General features: G+C 72.4%; 22 protein-coding genes, 1 tRNA gene and 1 riboswitch. Of the genes, 8 read left to right on the forward strand and 15 right to left on the reverse strand.

Annotated features, from left to right (window positions below; genetic code table 11):
* Positions 1-2: 2 nt before the first annotated feature.
* From rplT to LN652_RS03440, 4 genes are all read right to left on the reverse strand, one after another.
* Positions 3-389 carry a 50S ribosomal protein L20 gene (gene rplT, locus LN652_RS03425; RefSeq protein WP_201935762.1) on the reverse strand — a complete coding sequence of 129 codons (387 nt, stop codon included), beginning with the start codon at positions 387-389 and terminating at the stop codon, positions 3-5.
* Positions 390-463: 74 nt separating this feature from the next.
* Positions 464-676: a large ribosomal subunit protein bL35 gene (locus LN652_RS03430; protein WP_211731670.1), complete on the reverse strand. Its 213-nt coding sequence runs from the start codon at positions 674-676 to the stop codon at positions 464-466.
* Positions 677-775: 99 nt separating this feature from the next.
* Positions 776-1,528 carry a translation initiation factor IF-3 gene (infC, locus tag LN652_RS03435; RefSeq protein ID WP_329958457.1) on the reverse strand — a complete coding sequence of 251 codons (753 nt, stop codon included), beginning with the start codon at positions 1,526-1,528 and terminating at the stop codon, positions 776-778.
* Between the two features lie 244 nt (positions 1,529-1,772).
* Positions 1,773-2,309, reverse strand: coding sequence for an SseB family protein (locus LN652_RS03440; RefSeq protein ID WP_230443298.1), 537 nt, complete (start codon positions 2,307-2,309; stop codon positions 1,773-1,775).
* Between the two features lie 47 nt (positions 2,310-2,356).
* Here LN652_RS03440 and LN652_RS03445 point away from each other — a divergent pair, with 47 nt between their 5' ends.
* From LN652_RS03445 to LN652_RS03455, 3 genes are read left to right on the forward strand one after another with little or no spacing between them, the layout of a single operon-like run.
* The gene (locus LN652_RS03445; RefSeq protein WP_230443299.1) at positions 2,357-2,824 is read left to right on the forward strand and encodes a hypothetical protein; all 468 of its coding nucleotides are present in this window, start codon (positions 2,357-2,359) and stop codon (positions 2,822-2,824) included.
* Positions 2,821-4,038: an amino acid deaminase/aldolase gene (locus LN652_RS03450; RefSeq protein WP_230443300.1), complete on the forward strand. Its 1,218-nt coding sequence runs from the start codon at positions 2,821-2,823 to the stop codon at positions 4,036-4,038. Before LN652_RS03445 ends, LN652_RS03450 begins: the two co-directional genes overlap by 4 nt.
* Entirely contained in the window at positions 4,028-4,618 is a 591-nt protein-coding gene (locus LN652_RS03455; protein WP_230443301.1) for a nucleoside/nucleotide kinase family protein, read from the forward strand. Before LN652_RS03450 ends, LN652_RS03455 begins: the two co-directional genes overlap by 11 nt.
* On the opposite strand, the gene LN652_RS03460 is transcribed toward LN652_RS03455, so the two are convergent.
* Positions 4,588-5,550: a GNAT family N-acetyltransferase gene (locus LN652_RS03460; protein ID WP_230443302.1), complete on the reverse strand. Its 963-nt coding sequence runs from the start codon at positions 5,548-5,550 to the stop codon at positions 4,588-4,590. The two genes, LN652_RS03455 and LN652_RS03460, sit on opposite strands and share 31 nt — an antisense overlap.
* A gap of 31 nt (positions 5,551-5,581) precedes the next feature.
* On the opposite strand from LN652_RS03460, the gene LN652_RS03465 reads away from it, so the two are divergent.
* Entirely contained in the window at positions 5,582-6,499 is a 918-nt protein-coding gene (locus LN652_RS03465) for an aldose 1-epimerase family protein (protein ID WP_230443303.1), read from the forward strand.
* 19 nt (positions 6,500-6,518) lie between these two features.
* Here the strand turns inward: LN652_RS03465 and LN652_RS03470 are convergent, their stop codons facing one another.
* The 3 genes from LN652_RS03470 to LN652_RS03480 are packed head-to-tail and all read right to left on the reverse strand — an operon-like array spanning position 6,519 to position 8,098.
* Positions 6,519-6,998, reverse strand: coding sequence for a PH domain-containing protein (locus LN652_RS03470; protein WP_230443304.1), 480 nt, complete (start codon positions 6,996-6,998; stop codon positions 6,519-6,521).
* On the reverse strand, positions 6,982-7,827 hold the full coding sequence (hisG, locus tag LN652_RS03475) for an ATP phosphoribosyltransferase (protein WP_230443305.1): 846 nt from the start codon (positions 7,825-7,827) through the stop codon (positions 6,982-6,984). The genes LN652_RS03470 and hisG overlap by 17 nt, the downstream gene beginning before the upstream one ends.
* 7 nt (positions 7,828-7,834) lie before the next feature.
* The gene (locus LN652_RS03480; protein WP_211731663.1) at positions 7,835-8,098 is read right to left on the reverse strand and encodes a phosphoribosyl-ATP diphosphatase; all 264 of its coding nucleotides are present in this window, start codon (positions 8,096-8,098) and stop codon (positions 7,835-7,837) included.
* 106 nt (positions 8,099-8,204) lie between these two features.
* Between LN652_RS03480 and LN652_RS03485 the strand changes: the two genes are divergently transcribed.
* Positions 8,205-8,510: a DUF3072 domain-containing protein gene (locus tag LN652_RS03485; protein ID WP_230443306.1), complete on the forward strand. Its 306-nt coding sequence runs from the start codon at positions 8,205-8,207 to the stop codon at positions 8,508-8,510.
* 9 nt (positions 8,511-8,519) lie between these two features.
* On the opposite strand, the gene ribH is transcribed toward LN652_RS03485, so the two are convergent.
* From ribH to LN652_RS03515, 6 genes are all read right to left on the reverse strand, one after another.
* On the reverse strand, positions 8,520-8,999 hold the full coding sequence (ribH, locus tag LN652_RS03490) for a 6,7-dimethyl-8-ribityllumazine synthase (RefSeq protein WP_230443307.1): 480 nt from the start codon (positions 8,997-8,999) through the stop codon (positions 8,520-8,522).
* Positions 8,996-10,240: a bifunctional 3,4-dihydroxy-2-butanone-4-phosphate synthase/GTP cyclohydrolase II gene (locus tag LN652_RS03495; RefSeq protein ID WP_230443308.1), complete on the reverse strand. Its 1,245-nt coding sequence runs from the start codon at positions 10,238-10,240 to the stop codon at positions 8,996-8,998. Before LN652_RS03495 ends, ribH begins: the two co-directional genes overlap by 4 nt.
* Positions 10,237-10,926: a nicotinamide riboside transporter PnuC gene (gene pnuC, locus LN652_RS03500; protein WP_230443309.1), complete on the reverse strand. Its 690-nt coding sequence runs from the start codon at positions 10,924-10,926 to the stop codon at positions 10,237-10,239. The genes LN652_RS03495 and pnuC overlap by 4 nt, the downstream gene beginning before the upstream one ends.
* Positions 10,926-11,555: a riboflavin synthase gene (locus tag LN652_RS03505; protein ID WP_230443310.1), complete on the reverse strand. Its 630-nt coding sequence runs from the start codon at positions 11,553-11,555 to the stop codon at positions 10,926-10,928. Before LN652_RS03505 ends, pnuC begins: the two co-directional genes overlap by 1 nt.
* Positions 11,556-12,590 carry a bifunctional diaminohydroxyphosphoribosylaminopyrimidine deaminase/5-amino-6-(5-phosphoribosylamino)uracil reductase RibD gene (ribD, locus tag LN652_RS03510; protein WP_230443311.1) on the reverse strand — a complete coding sequence of 345 codons (1,035 nt, stop codon included), beginning with the start codon at positions 12,588-12,590 and terminating at the stop codon, positions 11,556-11,558.
* Between the two features lie 84 nt (positions 12,591-12,674).
* A riboswitch (FMN riboswitch) is annotated at positions 12,675-12,828 on the reverse strand.
* Positions 12,829-12,957: 129 nt separating this feature from the next.
* A complete protein-coding gene (locus LN652_RS03515; protein ID WP_230443312.1) occupies positions 12,958-14,289 on the reverse strand; it encodes a M20/M25/M40 family metallo-hydrolase in 1,332 nt (443 codons plus the stop codon).
* An 81-nt stretch (positions 14,290-14,370) separates the two neighbouring features.
* Here LN652_RS03515 and LN652_RS03520 point away from each other — a divergent pair.
* Positions 14,371-14,456: transfer RNA gene (locus LN652_RS03520), tRNA-Leu, on the forward strand.
* 83 nt (positions 14,457-14,539) lie between these two features.
* On the opposite strand, the gene LN652_RS03525 is transcribed toward LN652_RS03520, so the two are convergent.
* Complete coding sequence (locus tag LN652_RS03525; protein ID WP_230443313.1) at positions 14,540-16,117, reverse strand: amino acid permease; 1,578 nt, start codon at positions 16,115-16,117, stop codon at positions 14,540-14,542.
* 148 nt (positions 16,118-16,265) lie between these two features.
* On the opposite strand from LN652_RS03525, the gene LN652_RS03530 reads away from it, so the two are divergent.
* Both LN652_RS03530 and LN652_RS03535 read left to right on the forward strand, forming a co-directional pair.
* Positions 16,266-17,000, forward strand: coding sequence for a FadR/GntR family transcriptional regulator (locus tag LN652_RS03530; RefSeq protein ID WP_230443314.1), 735 nt, complete (start codon positions 16,266-16,268; stop codon positions 16,998-17,000).
* 93 nt (positions 17,001-17,093) lie between these two features.
* Positions 17,094-18,461, forward strand: a complete 1,368-nt coding sequence (locus tag LN652_RS03535) for a glutamine synthetase family protein (protein WP_230443315.1) — start codon at positions 17,094-17,096, stop codon at positions 18,459-18,461.
* Position 18,462 lies beyond the last annotated feature (1 nt).

An 18,462-nucleotide genomic window follows, 5' to 3' on the forward strand; every position in this document is an offset into this window, starting at 1 on the left:
GCTCAGGCGGAGACCTTGGGCGCGTTGACGTCCTCGGGCAGCGCGGCCTTGGCGGCCTCGACGAGCGCGGCGAAGGCCGGGGCGTCGTTGACGGCGAGCTCGGCGAGGATCTTGCGGTCGACCTCGATGCCGGCCAGGCCGAGGCCCTGGATGAAGCGGTTGTAGGTCATGCCGTTGGCGCGGGCCGCGGCGTTGATGCGCTGGATCCAGAGCTTGCGGAAGTTGCCCTTGTTCTTGCGGCGGTCGTTGTAGCTGTAGACCAGCGAGTGGGTGACCTGCTCCTTGGCCTTGCGGTAGAGCCGCGAGCGCTGGCCGCGGTAGCCGCTCGCGCGGTCGAGGGTGGTACGACGCTTCTTCTGGGCGTTCACTGCGCGCTTGACGCGTGCCATGGGGTTACTCCTTGGTGCGGATGAAGATCAGATGGACGGCGGCTGGGCCACCAGGGGATGTGCGGTGGTGTGCCTCAGATGCCGAGCATCTTCTTGGCGCGGGCGACGTCGGCCTTCTCGAGCTCGACGACGCCGGCGTTGCGGCGGTGCTTCTTGCGGCTGCCGGTCGTCGGCGCGGACGCGAACGCAGCGCCGGACTTGCGGCCGGCCTGCAGGCGCTGGATCTTGCCCGAGCCAGTCACCTTGAAGCGCTTCTTGGCGCCCGAGTGGGTCTTGTTCTTCGGCATGTCTGCCTCAACTTCCTTGTGCTTGCGTGGTTCGGGTCATCGTCACGGCTCCGCCGCGACATGCTCGAGCGAGGCTCTCGCTTCGCTCGTGCCTTGCTCTCAGGCCTCGATGTCGGGGTCGAGGTTCTCGGAGCGACGGCGCTCCTTCTTCTGGGCGACCGGGCCGGCCGCGTGGGCGGCCTCGCGCTCGGCGTCCTCCTCGGCCTTGCGCTCGGCGCGGGCCTGCTCCTTGGAGGCGCGGGCGGCGTCGGCGTCGATCTTGGCGTCGGCCTTCTTCTTGTGCGGGCCGATGACCATGGTCATGTTGCGGCCGTCCTGCTTGGGCGAGGACTCGACGAAGCCCAGCTCCTGCACGTCCTCGGCCAGCTTCTGCAGCAGGCGGAAGCCGAGCTCGGGGCGGTGCTGCTCACGGCCGCGGAACATGATCGTGATCTTGACCTTGTCGCCCGCGCCGAGGAACCGCACGACGTGACCCTTCTTGGTCTCGTAGTCGTGCTTGTCGATCTTGGGACGAAGCTTCATCTCCTTGATGATCACGTTCGTCTGGTTGCGGCGCGACTCGCGGGCCTTCTGGGCGTTCTCGTACTTGAACTTGCCGTAGTCCATGAGCTTGCAGACCGGCGGGCGTCCCTGGGGGGCGATCTCGACGAGGTCGAGGTCGGCCTCCACGGCCAGCTTCAGTGCCTGGTCGGTCGGCACGATGCCAACGGTCTCGCCGTTGGGTCCTACGAGCCGGACCTCGGGTACGCGGATCCGCTCGTTGATGCGCAGCTCGGTGCTGATGGGTCCTCCAGTGATCGAGTGGGTGGGAGCTGCTGCCCGCCCGGAACTGGTGGCCCCGGAAATGAACAATGGCTCCCGCTGTGTGCCAAGCGGGAGCCAGTCGTGACCCGTCCCCGAGCTCTCGGGAACTGGTGTCCACCCCCACGCGCTGCGCGGTCGGTGGAACTGGGACCTGGACCCGACGATCTGTGGTGCAGGGCGATCGGTGCGGGTGGGAGACGGGTGCTGCTGCCTCCGCTTGGCGGGATCGGTGGCGTGGTCGGGAGGGTGGTCCCGTCACGTCACTGATCGGTCAACACCGAAGACTAGCCGATCATTCCGGCGCGGGCCCAATCCAGCCGTGGGTGCCGCCCGAGCCCTCCCCGAGCGCCACCAGGCGCCAGCCGGCAGCGAGTCGGGTGAGGTCGTCGCCGTCGACGACGTACGTCGCGGGGCCGGCGAGGTCGACCAGGAGCGCCTCGGCACCGTCCTGGACCGCCGCGGTCGCCGCCGTCCGGGCGTCGACCGGGACCGGCCGGGCCTGGGGGTCCCACCGCGCCATCGTGTCCGTCGCCGTGAAGGCCAGCAGGCCGGTGCTGCCGTCGGCGGCCCGCACCAGCACCGCCGCCATGTCGGAGGACTTGTCGTGGGCCAGACCCTGCTCGTCGACCTCCACCTCGCCGAGCACCGCGACCACCGGGACCAGCAGGCGCGCGTCCTGCAGCACCGCGAGCACCTCGGCCGACGTGGCCGCGCCGGAGGCGTGGGAGGCCAGCGCCGCGGCGAGGGCCGCATCGGCCGCGCCGGTGTCGTCGGCGAAGCCCGGGTCGGGGATCGTCCGGACCAGGGGCTCGGTGTCGTCGTGGTGCACGTCGTCCATTGTCCCGCAGGCGTGGTGCGCTGTGGGAGTGTGGGGCCGTGGAGGAGACGACCTGGGCAGCACTGACCGCAGCGCTCACCGTGGCGGGCGCGATCTGGACGTGGATCGCCTTCCGGCGCCGCGGCGCCGCGAACGGGCTGCGCGCGCTCGGCTTCACCCTCCTCCCCGCGGCCGCCTGGCTGACCGGGACGCTGCGCACGGTCGTCGAGATCGGCAGCGCCGTCACGGACTGGGCGACCGGCCTGGTCTTCGACGTACGGACCTGGACAGGGGTCGGCCTGGCCGGCCTGGCCGTGCTCCTGCTCGTGGTCAGCGGCTTCATCCGTGACCGCCAGCTCGCCCGCGGACAGGCGGTCGGCCGCACCCGCAAGGACGGCCGGACCCGCAAGGACGACGCCGGTCGCGACGCGCTCCCGCCGACGGCGCCCCCCGGACGCGGCAAGCCCGTGATCGACGACGACCTGGCGGACATCGAGGCGATGCTGCGCAAGCGGGGCATCGAGTGAGCGACGCCTTCGTCGACCGCAACCGGTTGTGGTCGCGGCTCGGCGCTGCCGTCGCGAGCCTGCCCGAGCCGCCCCCGACGCCCATCGCGGTGGTCGACCTCGACGCCTTCGACGCCAACGCCGCCGACCTGGTGCGGCGCGCGGGCGGCAAGCCGGTGCGGGTCGCCTCGAAGTCGCTCCGAGTGCCCGGCTTGATCACCCGGGCGCTGGCCCACGACGGCTTCGCGGGGGTGCTGGCCTTCACCGTCGCCGAGGCGCTGTGGCTGCACGAGACCGGGGTCAGCGACGACATCGTGGTCGCCTACCCGAGCGTCGACGCCGCCGCCCTCGGCCGCCTGGCCGCGTCTCCGTCCGCCGCCGCGGCGATCACCCTGATGGTCGACGACGTCGCCCACCTCGACGCCGTGGACGCCACCCGCTCCTCGCGCGCGGTCCCGGTGCGGGTCGCGCTGGACCTCGACGCCGGCCTCCGGCTCGGCGGCCAGCACATCGGCCCGAAGCGGTCCCCGCTGTTCGACACCGCGGACGTCCTCGCCCTCGCCCGCCGCGTCGTCGAGCGCGACGGCTTCCGCCTCGTCGGGGTGATGACCTACGAGGGCCAGGTCGCGGGCGTCCAGGACGACGTCCCGGACCAGCGGACGAGGTCGCTGCTGGTCCGTCGGCTCAAGCAGGCGTCGATGGCCCAGCTGGAGGTGAGGCGGCGCGAGATCTCGGACGCGCTGGCGGGGCTCGTCGACCTCGAGTTCTGGAACGGTGGTGGCTCCGGCTCGGTCGAGGCCACGGCTGCCGACGGTGCGGTCACCGAGATCGCGGCCGGGTCCGGCCTCCTCGTCCCCGGCATCTTCGACCACTACGCGTCCTTCGACCCCCGCCCCGCCGCGTACTTCGGGCTCCGCGTCACCCGCAAGCCGACCCCCGAGATGGCGACCGTCCACGGCGGCGGCCTGATCGCCAGCGGCGCGACCGGTGCCGACCGCTCCCCCGTCCCGTGGGCGCCACCGGGGCTCCACCTGACCGGTCTGGAGGGGGCCGGCGAGGTGCAGACGCCGCTGACCGGCCACCCGGCCGCGCTGCTCGCGATCGGCGACCTGGTGTGGTTCCGCCACGCCAAGTCGGGCGAGCTGTTCGAGCACGTGCGTGACGTGCACCTGGTGCGGGGCGAGTCCGTCACCGAGGTGGTGCCGTCCTACCGCGGGTGCGACCGTGCCTTCTGACCCCGCACGGGTCGCAGCCGAGGTGGGCCGCCGGCTGCTCGCCGCGGGACCGACGCTCGGGTCCGCGCGGCTGGTGTGCGTCGACGGCCCCGCCGGGTCCGGCAAGACGACCCTCGCCGACGCCCTCACCCACGCGCTCCCCGGCTCGACCGTCGTGCACTGCGACGAGATGCTGCAGGGCTGGCGCGGGCTCCCGGGGCTGGCCGCGACCGTCGCGGACCTGCTCGCCCCGCTGGCCGTCGACCGCCCCGGCACCTGGCGCCGGTGGGACTGGCTCGCGGACGGCTGGGCCGAGAGCCACGTCGTGGACCCCGGTGGGGTGCTCGTGCTCGAGGGGGTGGGCAGCTGGTCGCCGGCGATCGCCCACCTCGTCGGCGTCCTGGTGTGGGTCGAGGCCGACTCCACCCTGCGCCTGCGGCGCGGCATCGCCCGCGACGGGGAGCAGATGCGCCCGCAGTGGGAGCAGTGGCGCCTCGACGAGGACGCCCTCTTCGCCACGCTCGGCACGCGGCAGCACGCCGACGTGCTGGTCGACACCGACGGGTCGGTTCAGCCGGCCGCCGGCTCGTCGAGCCGGTAGAAGTCCTGGCGGTAGACCTCGGCGAAGCCGGCCCGCTCGTAGATCCCGAGCGCGCCCGTCGGGTTCGCGGTGTCGACGTTGAGGGTCACCCGGTCGTAGCCGGCCGCGCGGCAGCGGGCGAGCACGCCGGCGAGGAGCGCGGTGGCCAGTCCGCGGCCGCGGTGCTCCGGGAGCGTGCCGACGAACGGGACGTACGCCTCGCGCCCCGGCCCGGGCGACATCGGGACCGCGTACTCGTGGGCGAAGACGTAGCCCGCCACCCGGCCGCCCTCGTCCCGGGCTACCACCGACAGCTCGTGTCGCGCATGGGTCGCCCGCACCATGAACGCCTGCCAGTAGTCGGCGTCGGCGGGGCTCCCGTCGGGGTAGTCGGCGAACGCGTCGTTGTGCGCCGCGCGCAGCTCCTCGGCGTCGGCGGGGTCGAACGCCGTGACGGTGAGCCCCGACGGGACCGGCAGGTCGACCGCGGTGCCGCGCAGCTCCGCCCGCATCAGGAACGCGTGCCGGCCGGGCTCCATCCCGACCGAGCGGAGCAGGTCGGCCTGGTCGTCGCGGCCCGCGAGCGCCTGGCTGGCGTAGCGCGCGGGCAGGTGCGGGGCCTGCTCGGCGTGGACCTCCCTGGCACGGCGCAGCGCCTCCACGAGGAGCAGGCTGCCGATCCCCTCGCCGAGCCGGGTCGGGTCGACGTCGCCGAACAGCGTCATCCGCTGCCCGCTGTCGTGCGGCTGGCCGCCCAGGACCACCGCGTAGCCGACCAGCTCCTCGTCGTCCTCGGCGCCGAGGACCAGGCTGCCCGGCAGGTGCTCCATCACCTCCACGACCTCGTCGGCCGACAGGCAGAAGCCCGTCGGGTGGTCGGCGTCGATCCGCGCCATCAGCGCGGCCGTCGCCGCGGCGTCGTCCGGTCCCAGCAGCCGCGTGGTGGTGTGCACCCGCGCAGGCTAGTCGCCCTAGGGTGTCGCCATGGTGCAGCCGAGCGGAGACCAGTACGAGATCGCGGCGGCGGGATACCGCGCGGTCGTCACCGAGAGCGGCGCCGCCCTGCGCAGCCTCACCCACCACGGACGGGACCTGGTGGACGGGTTCGCGGAGCACGAGATGTCGACCGGCTGCCGCGGCCAGCTGCTGATGCCGTGGCCCAACCGGATCCGGGACGGGCGCTACGAGTTCGGGGGCAGCGAGCACCAGCTCGGGCTGACCGACCCCGGCCACCACAACGCCTCCCACGGCCTCGCCCGCTGGGCGTCGTGGACGGTCGAGGAGCACACCGACACGACGGTGTCGCTGGTCTGCCGCGTGCTCGCGCAGACCGGCTACCCGTGGACCCTCGACCTGCACGTGCTCTACGACCTGTCCGCCGACGGCCTCGTCGTCACGCAGACCGCCACCAACCTCTCGCCCGGGCCCGCGCCGTACGCCTCGGGCGCCCACCCGTACCTCCGCGTCGGTGACGGGATCGAGGACCTCGAGCTCACCCTGCCGGCGAGGACCCGCGTGCTGGTCGACGACCGGCTGCTCCCGACCGGGACCGAGCCGGTCTCCGGCGACCACGACTTCACCGCCGGTCGACGGATCGGCGACCTGCGCCTCGACACCGCGTTCGGCGACGTGGAGCACGTCGACGGCCGCGCGACCGTGGTGCTGCGCGACCCCGCGACGTCTCGGGGCGTCGTGCTGTGGCTCGACGAGCACCACCGCTGGCTGCAGGTCTTCACGCCGCCCTCCGACGGGCCGCGGCCCGGGATCGCGGTCGAGCCGATGACGGCGCCGGCGGACGCCTTCAACTCCGGCACCGACCTGGTCACCCTGGCAGCGGCCGGGGCCGACGGCGACGAGCTGTCGGTGTCGTGGGGCATCCACGCCCTGCAGCCCGAGGACTGAGGCGGCTGGGCGGCCCCGGTCAGGAGCCGGTGGGGGCGTCGCGGTCGAGCAGCGCGCGGACCTGCCGCACGCCGTCGCGGGCCCGCCGGCCGTCGGAACCCTGGAAGGCCATCGCCGACAGGGTGCTGCCGTCCGCGAGGTCGAGGGTCGCCCACGGCGCCCCCGGAGGCAGGTGGATGTCGACGACCTCGGCGCGCTCGAGGCGCCGCGAGCGGAAGCCGTTGACCACGACCAGGGTGTCCGCGCGCACGGTCAGCCGGGCCCGCGCCAGGGCCCAGCCGCAGGTCGCGAGCGCCGCGCCCATCGCCAGCACCGTCAACCGCTGGAGCCCGCTGAACCGCTCGCGCACCGAGGGGTCGAAGCCGTACCAGGCGGCCGTGCAGACGACGAGCAGCATCACGCCGAAGCCGATCACCGCGACCCGCACCCCGAGCGGGCGCCAGGTGTGCGGGAGGTCCGGGAGCGGACGGCCCGCGCGGGCGTCAGAGCCGGCAGGCATGGATGTCCGTGAGCAGGATGGCGCGGGCCCCGGCCGAGTAGAGCTCGTCCATCAGCCGCTGGGAGCCGGAGCGCGGGACCATCACCCGGACCGCGACCCAGCCGGACTTGCCGAGCGGGGAGATCGTCGGACCCTCGCGCCCCGGGGCGAGCTCGGTGGCGCGGTCGAGGTTCGACTCCTCGATGTCGTAGTCCATCATCACGTAGCTCCGCGCCACGAGGACGCCCTCGAGCCGGCGGCGGAAGATCTCGAAGTCATCGGGCACCGTGCCGCCGCGCGTGATGAGGACGGCCTCGGACTCGAGGATGACCTCGCCGAAGGTGGCCAGCCCGGCCGCCCGCAGGGTCGAGCCGGTCTCGACGACGTCGGCGATGACGTCGGCGACGCCGAGCTGGATGCTCGTCTCGACCGCTCCGTCGAGACGGGTCACCGTCGCGTCGACGCCCTGGCGGAACAGGTAGTCCTCGACCACGCCGACGTAGGACGTGGCGACCCGCAGGCCCTGGAGGTCGGACAGCGAGGAGTAGCGCCCGGCCGGTCCGGCGAAGTGGAAGCGCGAGCGGCCGAAGCCGAGCGGCATGACCTCGTCGGCCTTCGCGCCGGAGTCGAGCAGCAGGTCGCGCCCCGTGATGCCGACGTCGAGGGTGCCCTCGCCGACGTAGAGCGCGATGTCGCGCGGACGCAGGTAGAAGAACTCGACGTCGTTCTCGGAGTCGACGAGCGCGAGCTCCTTGGAGTCGGAGCGCTGGCGGTAGCCGGACTCCCGCAGGATGTCGGTGGCGGACTGGGACAGGGACCCCTTGTTGGGGACCGCGATGCGCAAGGTCATGACTGGCTCACAGGTGGGCGTAGACGTCGTCGAGGGTCAGGCCGGAGGCCAGCATGAGGACCTGCGCGTGGTACAGCAGCTGGCTGATCTCCAGCGCGGTCGCGTCCTTGCCCTCGTGCTCGGCCGCCATCCAGGACTCGGCGGCCTCCTCCAGCAGCTTCTTGCCGATCGCATGGACCCCGGCGTCGAGCTGCTTGACGGTGCCGGACCCCTCGGGTCGCTCGGCAGCCTTCGCGGACAGTTCCGCCCACAGGTCCTCGAACGTCTTCACGGGGATCAGCCTAGTTGCGGCTCGCGCGCGTGCGCTCCGCGGGTCCTGCGGCCGGACCACCCCTCGAGGCGGTGGCGGTGTCGGCGGCCGGGGTTACGGTCGAGCCATGACCACATCGAACACCTCTTCGAACGAGCCCACCGGCGACGTCGCCCCCGACGCCCCGGCCGACACGCAGCCCGACACGCTGGGCGGCCCGCGGCCCGACACCCTGGGCGGCCCGCAGGGCGACAGCACGCGCAAGGACCCCGAGGAGTGGGTCACCGGCGACGAGCCGATGACCGGTGCGCAGCGCAGCTACCTCGACACCCTGGCCCGCGAGGCCGGCGAGGAGCTGCCCGGCGACCTCACCAAGGCGCAGGCCTCCGAGCACATCGACCGGCTGCAGGCGGGCAGCGACCGGGTCGACTGACGCCCGGGCTCAGGCGCCGCGGACCGCCGCCAGCACCCGGGCGGTGTCGAGCGCCGCCGAGGTGGCCTCCCAGCCCTTGTCCTCGGCCGAGCCGTCCAGTCCGGCCCGGTCGATCGCCTGCTCCTCGGTGTCGCAGGTCAGCACGCCGAACCCGACCGGGAGCGCGTGCTCGACGCTGACCCGGGTCAGGCCGTCGGTCGCCGCCGAGCAGACGTAGTCGAAGTGCGGGGTTCCGCCGCGGATCACCACGCCCAGCGCGACGACCGCGTCGTAGCCCTCGCGGGCCAGCGCGGCGGCGACGGCGGGGAGCTCGAAGGTGCCCGGCACCCGCAGCACCGGCGCGTCGGTGACGCCGTAGGCCGCGAGGGCGCGCTCGGCACCCGCGACCAGGCCGTCCATGACCTGGGTATGCCAGCTGGCGGCCACGACGGCCACCTTCAGCCCGCTGGCGTCGTAGGGCTGGGAGGTGGGGGCTCCGGCGCCGCTCATGCGTCGTCTCCTTCGGGTCCGGGGGCCGCGAGGAGGTCGGGCAGCTCGTGGCCCATGCGGTCCCTCTTGGTGAGCAGGTAGGCGAGGTTGTGGTCGTTGGGGTGCGGCGTCAGCGGCACCCGCTCGGCCACGTGGACCCCGAAGTCCTCGAGGCTCGCGGTCTTGTCGGGGTTGTTGGTCATCAGGCGCACGGACCGCACGCCGAGGTCGCGCAGCACCTGGGTCGCGGTGCCGTAGTGGCGCGCGTCGGCGGGCAGCCCGAGGTCGAGGTTGGCGTCGACGGTGTCGCGGCCGCCGTCCTGGAGCTGGTAGGCCTGCAGCTTGGCGACCAGGCCGATGCCGCGGCCCTCGTGGCCGCGGAGGTAGACGACCACTCCCCTGCCCTCGGCGACGACCGCGGCCAGCGCCTCGTCGAGCTGGGGCCCGCAGTCGCAGCGCTGGCTGCCGAACACGTCGCCGGTCAGGCACTCGCTGTGCACGCGGGTGAGCACCGGCTCGGGACCGCTGATGTCGCCGTGGACGAGCGCGACGTGCTCGCTGCCGTCGATGGTGATCCGGTAGCCGTAGGCGGTGAAGTCGCCGTGCCGGGTGGGCAGCCGGGTCTCCGCGACCCGCTGGGCGTGGCGCTCGTGGCGCCGGCGGTAGCGGACGAGGTCCTCGATGGAGATCATCGCCAGCCCGTGCTCGTCGGCGAACTCCCGCAGCTCGGGTGCCCGCTTCATGGTGCCGTCGTCGTTGACGACCTCGACCAGCACGCCGGCGGGGGTCAGCCCGGCGAGCTTCGCGAGGTCGACCGCCGCCTCGGTGTGGCCGCGCCGGACGAGCACGCCACCCTCGCGGTAGCGCAGCGGGAAGACGTGACCGGGGCGGGTCAGCTCCCACGGCTCGGTGGCGGAGTCGGCGAGCACCCGCGCGGTGTGGGCGCGGTCCGCGGCGCTGATGCCGGTGCTGACGCCGTCGCGGGCGTCCACCGAGATGGTGTACGCCGTGCGCAGCCGGTCCTTGTTGTGCGGGGTCATCAGCGGGATCTCGAGCCGCTCCAGCATGTCGCCCGGCATCGGCACGCAGATCACGCCGCTGGAGTGGCGGATGGTGAAGGCCATCAGCTCGGGCGTCGCCTTCGCTGCGGCGAAGATGATGTCGCCCTCGTTCTCGCGGTCCTCGTCGTCCACGACGACGACGGCCCTGCCGGCGGCGATGTCCTCGATCGCGCGCTCGATGCTGTCCAGTCGCACGCTCATACGCCGACCACCTCCTTGGTCTCGGTGGCGTCGACGACGGTGCGGCTGGCGCGCCACCACACCACGAAGCCGATCACCACGAACACGGCGTAGAACAGGTACATGCCGGCGGTCGGGTAGTAGCCCGCCTGGACGAGCGTCGTCACGCCGACGACGTCGACGAGGATCCAGACCAGCCAGAACTCCGTCCAGCCGCGGGCCATGCCGTAGGTCGCGAGCATCGAGCCCGCGAGGATCCACGCCTCGGTGGTCGGCCCCCACGAGCCGAGCACCCGGGTGAGCAGCAGGTACGCCGCGGCGTAGCCGACGACCCCGAGGACGACGAGCTGGACCCGCTCGCGGGCGCTCGCCCACCGCGGCGCGATCGCGCCGCCGTCCGAGGCGCCGCCGTGGGAGCGGACCTGCGACCAGCGCCACCAGCCGTAGACCGACACGGCGGCGAAGAACACCTGGCGGCCGGCCTGGCCCCACAGCGGCTCGTCGATGTGGCCGGAGAGCTCGCCGGTGGCGAAGACGGTGAAGAGCAGCACGTTGCCGACGAGGCCGATCGGCCACGCCCACACCAGCCGCCGCATCCCGAGGACGGCGCTGGCGAGGCCGAACAGGTTGCCGATCACCTCGCGGACGCCGAGGACGCCGCCGGGGACGGGGATGGTTCCGTGCACCAGCCACTCGAGGAGGGACATCACTCCTCCTCGTCGGTGGGGCGCAGGGACTGCGCGGCGGGATAGGCACCGAGCAGCTTCTCGACGTGCTTGGCGATGACGTCGGCCTCGAGGTTGACCCGGTCGCCGGGACGCCGCGAGCCGAGGGTCGTGCGGGCCAGGGTCTCGGGGATCAGGCTGACGGTGAAGCTGTCCTCGCCCGCCTCGACCACCGTGAGGCTGACGCCGTCGACGGTGATCGAGCCCTTGTCGACGAGGTAGCGCGACAGGTGGGAGGGCAGCGAGACCGTCACGACGTCCCAGTGCTCGCTGGGCGCGCGGGAGATCACCTCGCCGACCCCGTCGACGTGGCCCTGGACGATGTGGCCGCCGAGCCGCTTGTCGACCGTGACCGCTCGCTCGAGGTTGACCCGGTCGCCCGGCGCGACGCCGGCCAGCGAGGTCTTGTCGAGCGTCTCCTGCATCAGGTCGGCCGTCCAGCGGCCGTCGCCGAGCTCGGACACGGTGAGGCAGCAGCCGTTGACGGCGATCGAGTCGCCGAGCCCGGTGCCCTCGAGCACCGTGCCCGCCTCGATGGTGAGCCGGATGGCGTCGCCCTGGTCGACGACCGCGGCCACCGTGCCGAGCTCCTCGACGATCCCGGTGAACATTCACTTCCTCCTCATGGTGAGGCGCACGTTGGTGTCCTCACCGTCGTGGCCCTGCAGCACCGTCACGTCGGTGACGTGCAGGCGCAGGGCGTCGGTCATGGTGGTGATGCCGAGGTCGGCGACCGCGGAGGCGCCGGAGCCGAGCAGCATCGGGGCGACGTAGGCGACGACCTCGTCGACCAGGTCGGCGTCGAGGAAGGCCCGGGCCAGGGTCGGCCCACCCTCCAGGAACACGTGCTGGCGCTCGAGGTCGTGGAGCTGCTCGAGCGCCTCGCGCGGGTCGTGGGTGCGCAGGTGGACGGTCTCGGCGCGGTCGTTGAGCACGCGCCGGTCGGCCGGCAGGTCGCGCAGCCCCATCACCGCGCGCAGCGGCTGGACGGGCAGCGGCTCGTCGAGGTCGTCGCGCACCGTCAGCTCCGGGTCGTCGACGAGCACGGTGCCGGTGCCGACGAGCATGGTGTCGCACAGGCCTCGCAGCCGGTGGGTGTCGCGTCGCGCGGCCCGGCTGGACACCCAGCGGCTGGTGCCGTCGGCGGCGGCGCTGCGCCCGTCGAGCGTGGCGGCGAACTTCCAGGTCACGAACGGGCGGCGCCGTGCGATCGCGAAGGTCCAGGTGCGGTTGATCGCCTGCGCCTCCTCGATCATCTCGGCGCCGACGACCTCGATCCCTGCCTCGCGCAGGCGGCGGGCGCCGCCGACCGCGACCGGGTTCGAGTCGGGCTGGGCGAAGACGACACGACGCACGCCGGCGGCGATGAGCGCCTCGCTGCACGGGCCGGTGCGGCCGGTGTGGTTGCAGGGCTCGAGGGTGACCACGACGGTGGATCCGCGGGCCTCCTCGCCGGCCTCGGCGAGGGCGGCGGCCTCGGCGTGCAGGGTGCCGGCGCCGCGGTGGAAGCCCTCGGCGACCGTGCGGCCGTCCGGAGCGAGGACGACGCAGCCCACGCGCGGGTTGGGGCCGAGCGGGACGCCCGGCGTCACCGCCAGCTCGAGCGCGCGCCGCATCGCGCGACGCTCGGCGTCGTTCGTCGTCATGCCCTGCCTCCGGTCCGTCGGGTGCGGACTCAGGGGGGCCTCGACGACGCGGCACGCACCGGCGGGCGGTGGTCGTGCGGTCGTGTGCGTGCGCTTCTCATCCGGACTTTGACCGTCGGTCCAGGAGTTCCACCTGGTCAACCGGCCACTGGCTGTGGTCGGGTCGCGGACTTCTGGGCGAGGAAACCTCGGTCCAGTCACCGCCGGTGCGGAATTTCACCGCCCCCAGAGCACGCTTGCTCTTGCGTGGTCGCAACTCTGCCACAGCCGGTGGCATTCCCCGCGCCGTGCCCACCGGTGACGTGCACAACATCTTCCGCGCCCCCGCCCGGCGGCGGCGATCACCGCAGCGGCGCGCCGCGCCGGCTCAGACCTGGTCGAGGAACCGGTCGAAGACCCGGGCGCCGAACTCGAGGGCGTCGACCGGCACGCGCTCGTCGACGCCGTGGAAGAGCGCGGTGAAGTCGAGCTCGGCGGGCAGGCGGAGCGGCGCGAAGCCGTAGGACCGCATCCCGAGCTTGCGGAAGTGCTTGGCGTCCGTGCCGCCGCTCATCAGGTAGGGCGCGACCAGGGCGTCGGGGTCCTCGGCCAGGAGGCTGCGGCTCATCGCGGTGACGAGGTCGCCGTCGTACGGCGTCTCCCACGGGTCCTGCTTGGACTCGAACTCGAACTCGATGCCGTCGCCCGCCAGCTGGTGCAGGGTGGCGAAGAACTCGTCCTCGTAGCCGGGCAGGAACCGCCCGTCGACGGTGGCGCGCGCCTCGGTGGGGATCACGTTGGTCTTGTAGCCCGCCTGCAGCATCGTCGGGTTGGCGGTGTTGCGGATGACGGCGCCGAGCATGCGGGCCGCGTCACCGAACTCCTCGACGAGCGCCTCGGCGTTGTCGGGGGTGGCCTCGGTCCCGGCGAGCTCGCCGACCGTGGCGAGCAGGACCTCCATGGTGGGCGTGAGCCGGACGGGCCACTGGTGGGCGCCGATCCGGGCGACGGCGCCGGCGAGCCGGGTGACGGCGTTGTCGTCGTTGATCATCGAGCCGTGGCCGGCGCGGCCGCGGGCGGTCAGCCGCATCCAGGCCATGCCCTTCTCTGCGGCCTCGATCAGGTAGACCCGGCGACCACGCACGGTGGCGGAGAACCCGCCGACCTCGCCCACGGCCTCGGTGCAGTCGGCGAGCAGGTCGGCGTGCTCCTCGACCAGGACCCCGGCGCCGTGGTGGCCGCCTGCCTCCTCGTCCGCGGTGAAGCAGAGCACCACCTCCCGGTCGGGCGCCGCACCCGCCTGTGCGCGGGCGCGCACGACGCTCAGCAGCATCGCGTCGAAGTCCTTCATGTCGACGGCCCCGCGGCCCCACACCTGGCCGTCCTTGATCTCGCCGGAGAACGGGTGGACCTGCCAGTCGTCGGCCTCGGCCGGGACCACGTCGAGGTGGCCGTGCAGGAGCAGCGGGGGTCGGCCGTCCCCGCCACCCCACCGGGCGACGACGTTGGCCCGGCCCGGCCGGCCCTCGATGACCTGGCTCTCGATGCCGACCTCGTCGAGCAGCGTCGCGACGTGCTCGGCGGCCTTGCGCTCCCCCGGCCCGGCCTCGCTGCCGTAGTTCGAGGTGTCGATCGCGATGAGGTCCTGGCACAGCCGCACCACCTCGGCGGCGGGGTCGTACGAGCGGCTGTCCGACGGGTCGTTCGTGGCCTGGTCCATGTCGACCATCCTGCCCCAGCGCGGAACAGCACCCCGATTTGCACCTGCGGGCAAGCCCTTTGCTACTGTTCCACCGCACTCGTCCGGGTGGCGGAATTGGCAGACGCGCTAGCTTGAGGTGCTAGTGCCCGTATTAGGGCGTGGGGGTTCAAGTCCCCCCTCGGACACACACGAAGAGCCCCAGGTCGTCGACCTGGGGCTCTTCGCGCTCCCACCAGCGCTGACCGCGGCGGGGTCGCCCCAGAGCCGGTCAGTCGAACGCGTTGACCACGTCCTCGTCGATCGTCTTGACCGGGCCGGTGAACCACTTCTTCGCCGACGTGGTCCACCACAGGGCCAGCAGGAGCAACACGCCGAGCACCATGATCGGCGCGTAGTTGACCGCCGCCCAGTCGAACTCGTCGCGCCACGGCGCGCCGAAGGGCGACGTCGGCAGCATCAGCATGATGCCCACCACGACGATCTCGATCACGGCAACCAGGTTCATCCACTTGTACTTCGCGCCGTTGTTCCAGCTGCCGACCTCGAAGGAGTCACCGGCCCGCCACCGCAGGTAGATCGGGATCGCGAACGAGAAGTACAGGCCGATCACGGACACCGAGGTGACGGCGTAGAAGGCGGTCGGGATCCCGTTGACGGACTTGAGGGCCGGGAGGGTGATGATCGCGCCGAGGGCGGCGGCGAAGATGACCGCGTTGGCGGGCGTGCGCTGTGCGTTGACCTTCGACCACAGGCGCGATCCGGGCACCGCGCGGTCACGGCTGAACGCGAACATCATCCGCGACGTCGACGTCAGGCAGGCGGTCGCGCAGAACAGCTGGGCGCACGACGAGACGAACAGCAGCAGGCCGCCCCAGGTCGAGCCGAGCGCGGTGTCGAAGATGTAGGCCACACCGCCGGCCGGGATGCTGGCGTAGTCGGGGGCGCCGTCGACTTGGGGGATCGCAAAGGTGACCGCCAGCAGCAGGATGTAGCCCCCGACTGCGGAGTAGAAGATCGACTGCCAGAGGCCCCTGGCCGCGGTCTTGGCCGCCCCCTGGGTCTCCTCGGACAGGTGCACCGACGCGTCGAAGCCCGTGATCGTGTACTGGGTGAGGATGAAGCCGAACGGGATGATCGCGAAGAAGTAGACGAGGCTGCTCGTCGACCCGTCCGCCCACCCGGAGCCGTTGAACCGGTCGGTGAAGACCTGCGAGACGCTCAGGTGCTGGTCGGGCACCACGATGAGCACGACGACCAGGAATGCCGCGCCGGCCACGTGCCACCAGACCGAGACGTTGTTGATCACGGCCAGCAGGTGGCTGGAGAAGATGTTGACCACGGTGATGAACACCAGGATGACCAGGAAGAACAGGAAGACGGTGTTCAGCGAGAACGCGTCCTGCCAGCCCCAGGCGAGGAACGTCAGGTGGAAGAACGTCGCGCAGCCGTAGGCCACCGACGCGGTGACCGCGACCAGGCCGATGAGGTTGAGCCAGCCGGTGAAGAAGCCCGCGGCGGGACCGCCGAGCTTCGACGACCAGTAGTAGATGCCGCCCGAGGTCGGCATCGCCGAGACCAGCTCGGACATCGTGAAGCCGATGATCAGGATGAAGACCGAGATGATCGGCCAGGACCAGGAGATCGACACGGGTCCGCCGTTGGCGATGCCGGCGCCGTAGGTGGTGAGGCAGCCGGCGAGGATCGAGATGATCGAGAACGAGATCGCGAAGTTGGAGAAGCCCGACCAGGACCGGGCCAGCTCCTGCTTGTACCCGAGCTTGGCCAGGTGCGCCTCGTCCTCGGACAGGTGCGGGGCCGACGGCTGGGACGTGGACTCGGGGGGCATGGCAACACCTCTCGCGGAGCTCGACGAGCGTCAGTTGGGTGCTCGGCACCGTAGACCCGAGGGCGAGGGGTTGTGAATAGGTGAAACAGAAATTGGTCTGAACCCTGACCATTGACGACGCTGCCCGCGGGTGCCCAGACTGGCGCCCATGTCCGCGCAGCCGCACGAGCACCTCACCTCCGCGGTGCTGCGCCCGGTGCGGGGCCACCACGCGTTCGAGGGGTGCGTCGAGCAGCTCGCCACCGCGATCCGCCTCGGCGTCTACCCGGTCGGCAGCGTGCTGCCGCCCGAGCGGGAGCTCGCGCAGCGGATGGCGGTCAGCCGCGCCACCCTGCGCGAGGCGATCGCGGCGCTGCGGCAGGCCGGGCTGGTCGAGACCAGGCGCGGTCGCGGCGGCGGCTCGACGGTCACCTCCGGCGCCCGGTCACGCTTCACCGGCGGCCTGGCCCGGCTGTCGGAGTCGACCACCGCGGAGTGGCTCGACGCCCTCGAGTTCCGGCGGGTCGTGGAGCCCGGAGCGGCCTACCTCGCCGCGACGCGCGTCCTCACCGACGGCGAGCGCGAGCGCCTGACGACGGCCGAGGCGGCCGTGCACGACGCCACGGGCAAGCGCGCCCACCGCCAGGCCGACTCGCGGTTCCACCTGACCCTCGCCGCGCTCAGCGGGTCGGCGCGCGTCCAGGAGGCGGTCACCTCGGTGCAGTCCGTGCTCGACACCGCGCTGGCCTCGATCCCGGCGCTGGACACCAACATCAGCCACTCCCACCAGCAGCACCGCCGGATCTGCCAGGCCGTCCTCGCCGGACGGCCGGACCGCGCCCGCGAGGTGATGGAGGACCACTGCGACGACACGGCCGCGCTGCTGCGCGGCCTGCTCGCCTGACCGACCACGACCCGACCACGACCCGACCACGACCCGACCGCGACCAGACCCGAGCACGACCGCACCGACCGACCCACCGGAGACGGAGAGCACGTGACCACTCGCAACGACCGCCACCTCAGCCTCGACGCCCTGCGCAGCCTCATCGAGGAGGGCGAGGTCGACACGGTCGTCCTCGCCTTCACCGACATGCAGGGCCGGCTCCAGGGCAAGCGGCTGCACGGCCGCTACTTCCTCGACCACGTCGTCGGGCACGGCACGGAGGGCTGCAACTACCTGCTCGGCGTCGACGTCGACATGAACACCGTGTCCGGCTACGCGATGACCTCGTGGGAGCAGGGCTACGGCGACATGGAGTTCGTGATGGACGAGCGCACCATCCGGCTGCTGCCGTGGCTCCCCGCGACCGCGATGGTGCAGTGCGACCTCGAGTGGACCGACCACACGCCGGTGACGGCGTCGCCGCGCGCGATCCTCACCCGCCAGCTCGACCGCGTCGCCGAGCGCGGCTGGGTGGCGTACGCCGGGACCGAGCTCGAGCTGGTCGTCTACGAGGACACCTACGAGGAGGCGCGGCGCAAGGGCTACCGCGACCTCGTCCCCGCCAACGACTACAACGTCGACTACTCCATCCTCGGCACCACCAAGCTCGAGCCGCTGCTGCGCGACATCCGCAACCACATGTACGCCGCGGGGCTCGACGTCGAGGGCGCCAAGGGCGAGTGCAACTTCGGCCAGCACGAGGTCGGCTTCCTCTACGCCGACGCGCTGACGACCGCCGACAACCACGTCGTCTACAAGAACGCCGCCAAGGAGATCGCCGCGCAGCACGGCAAGTCAGTGACCTTCATGGCCAAGCCCAACCAGCGTGAGGGCAGCTCCTGCCACATCCACCTCTCGCTGCGCGGCGCCGACGGCGAGCTGGTGTTCTGGGACGAGGAGGCCGGCACGCGCACGCCGCTCTACGACCAGTTCATCGCGGGCGTCCTCGCGACCGCGGCGGACTTCACGCTGCTGTTCGCCCCGAACGTCAACTCCTACAAGCGCTTCGCCGACGGGTCGTTCGCGCCCACGACGCTGGGCTGGGGGCTCGACAACCGCACCTGCGCGGTCCGCCTCGTCGGCCGCGGTGCGGGCGCCCGGATGGAGAACCGGATCCCCGGCGCGGACACCAACCCCTACCTCGCCCTGGCCGCGATGGTCGCCGGCGGCCTGCACGGCATCGAGCACGAGCTGGAGCTCGAGCCCGAGCTGACCGGCAACGCCTACTCCTCCGACAAGCCGCGGGTGCCTTCGACGATGGGCGCCGCGCGTGAGCTGTTCCACTCCTCGGCGGTGGTCCGGGCGGCCCTGGGCGACGACGTCGTCGACCACTACGCCAACATGGCCGACGTCGAGCTCGCCGCCTACAACGCCGCCGTCACCGACTGGGAGCTCGTCCGCGGCTTCGAGAGGTTGTGAC

Source organism: Nocardioides okcheonensis (genome assembly GCF_020991065.1).
GTDB lineage: Bacteria > Actinomycetota > Actinomycetes > Propionibacteriales > Nocardioidaceae > Nocardioides > Nocardioides okcheonensis.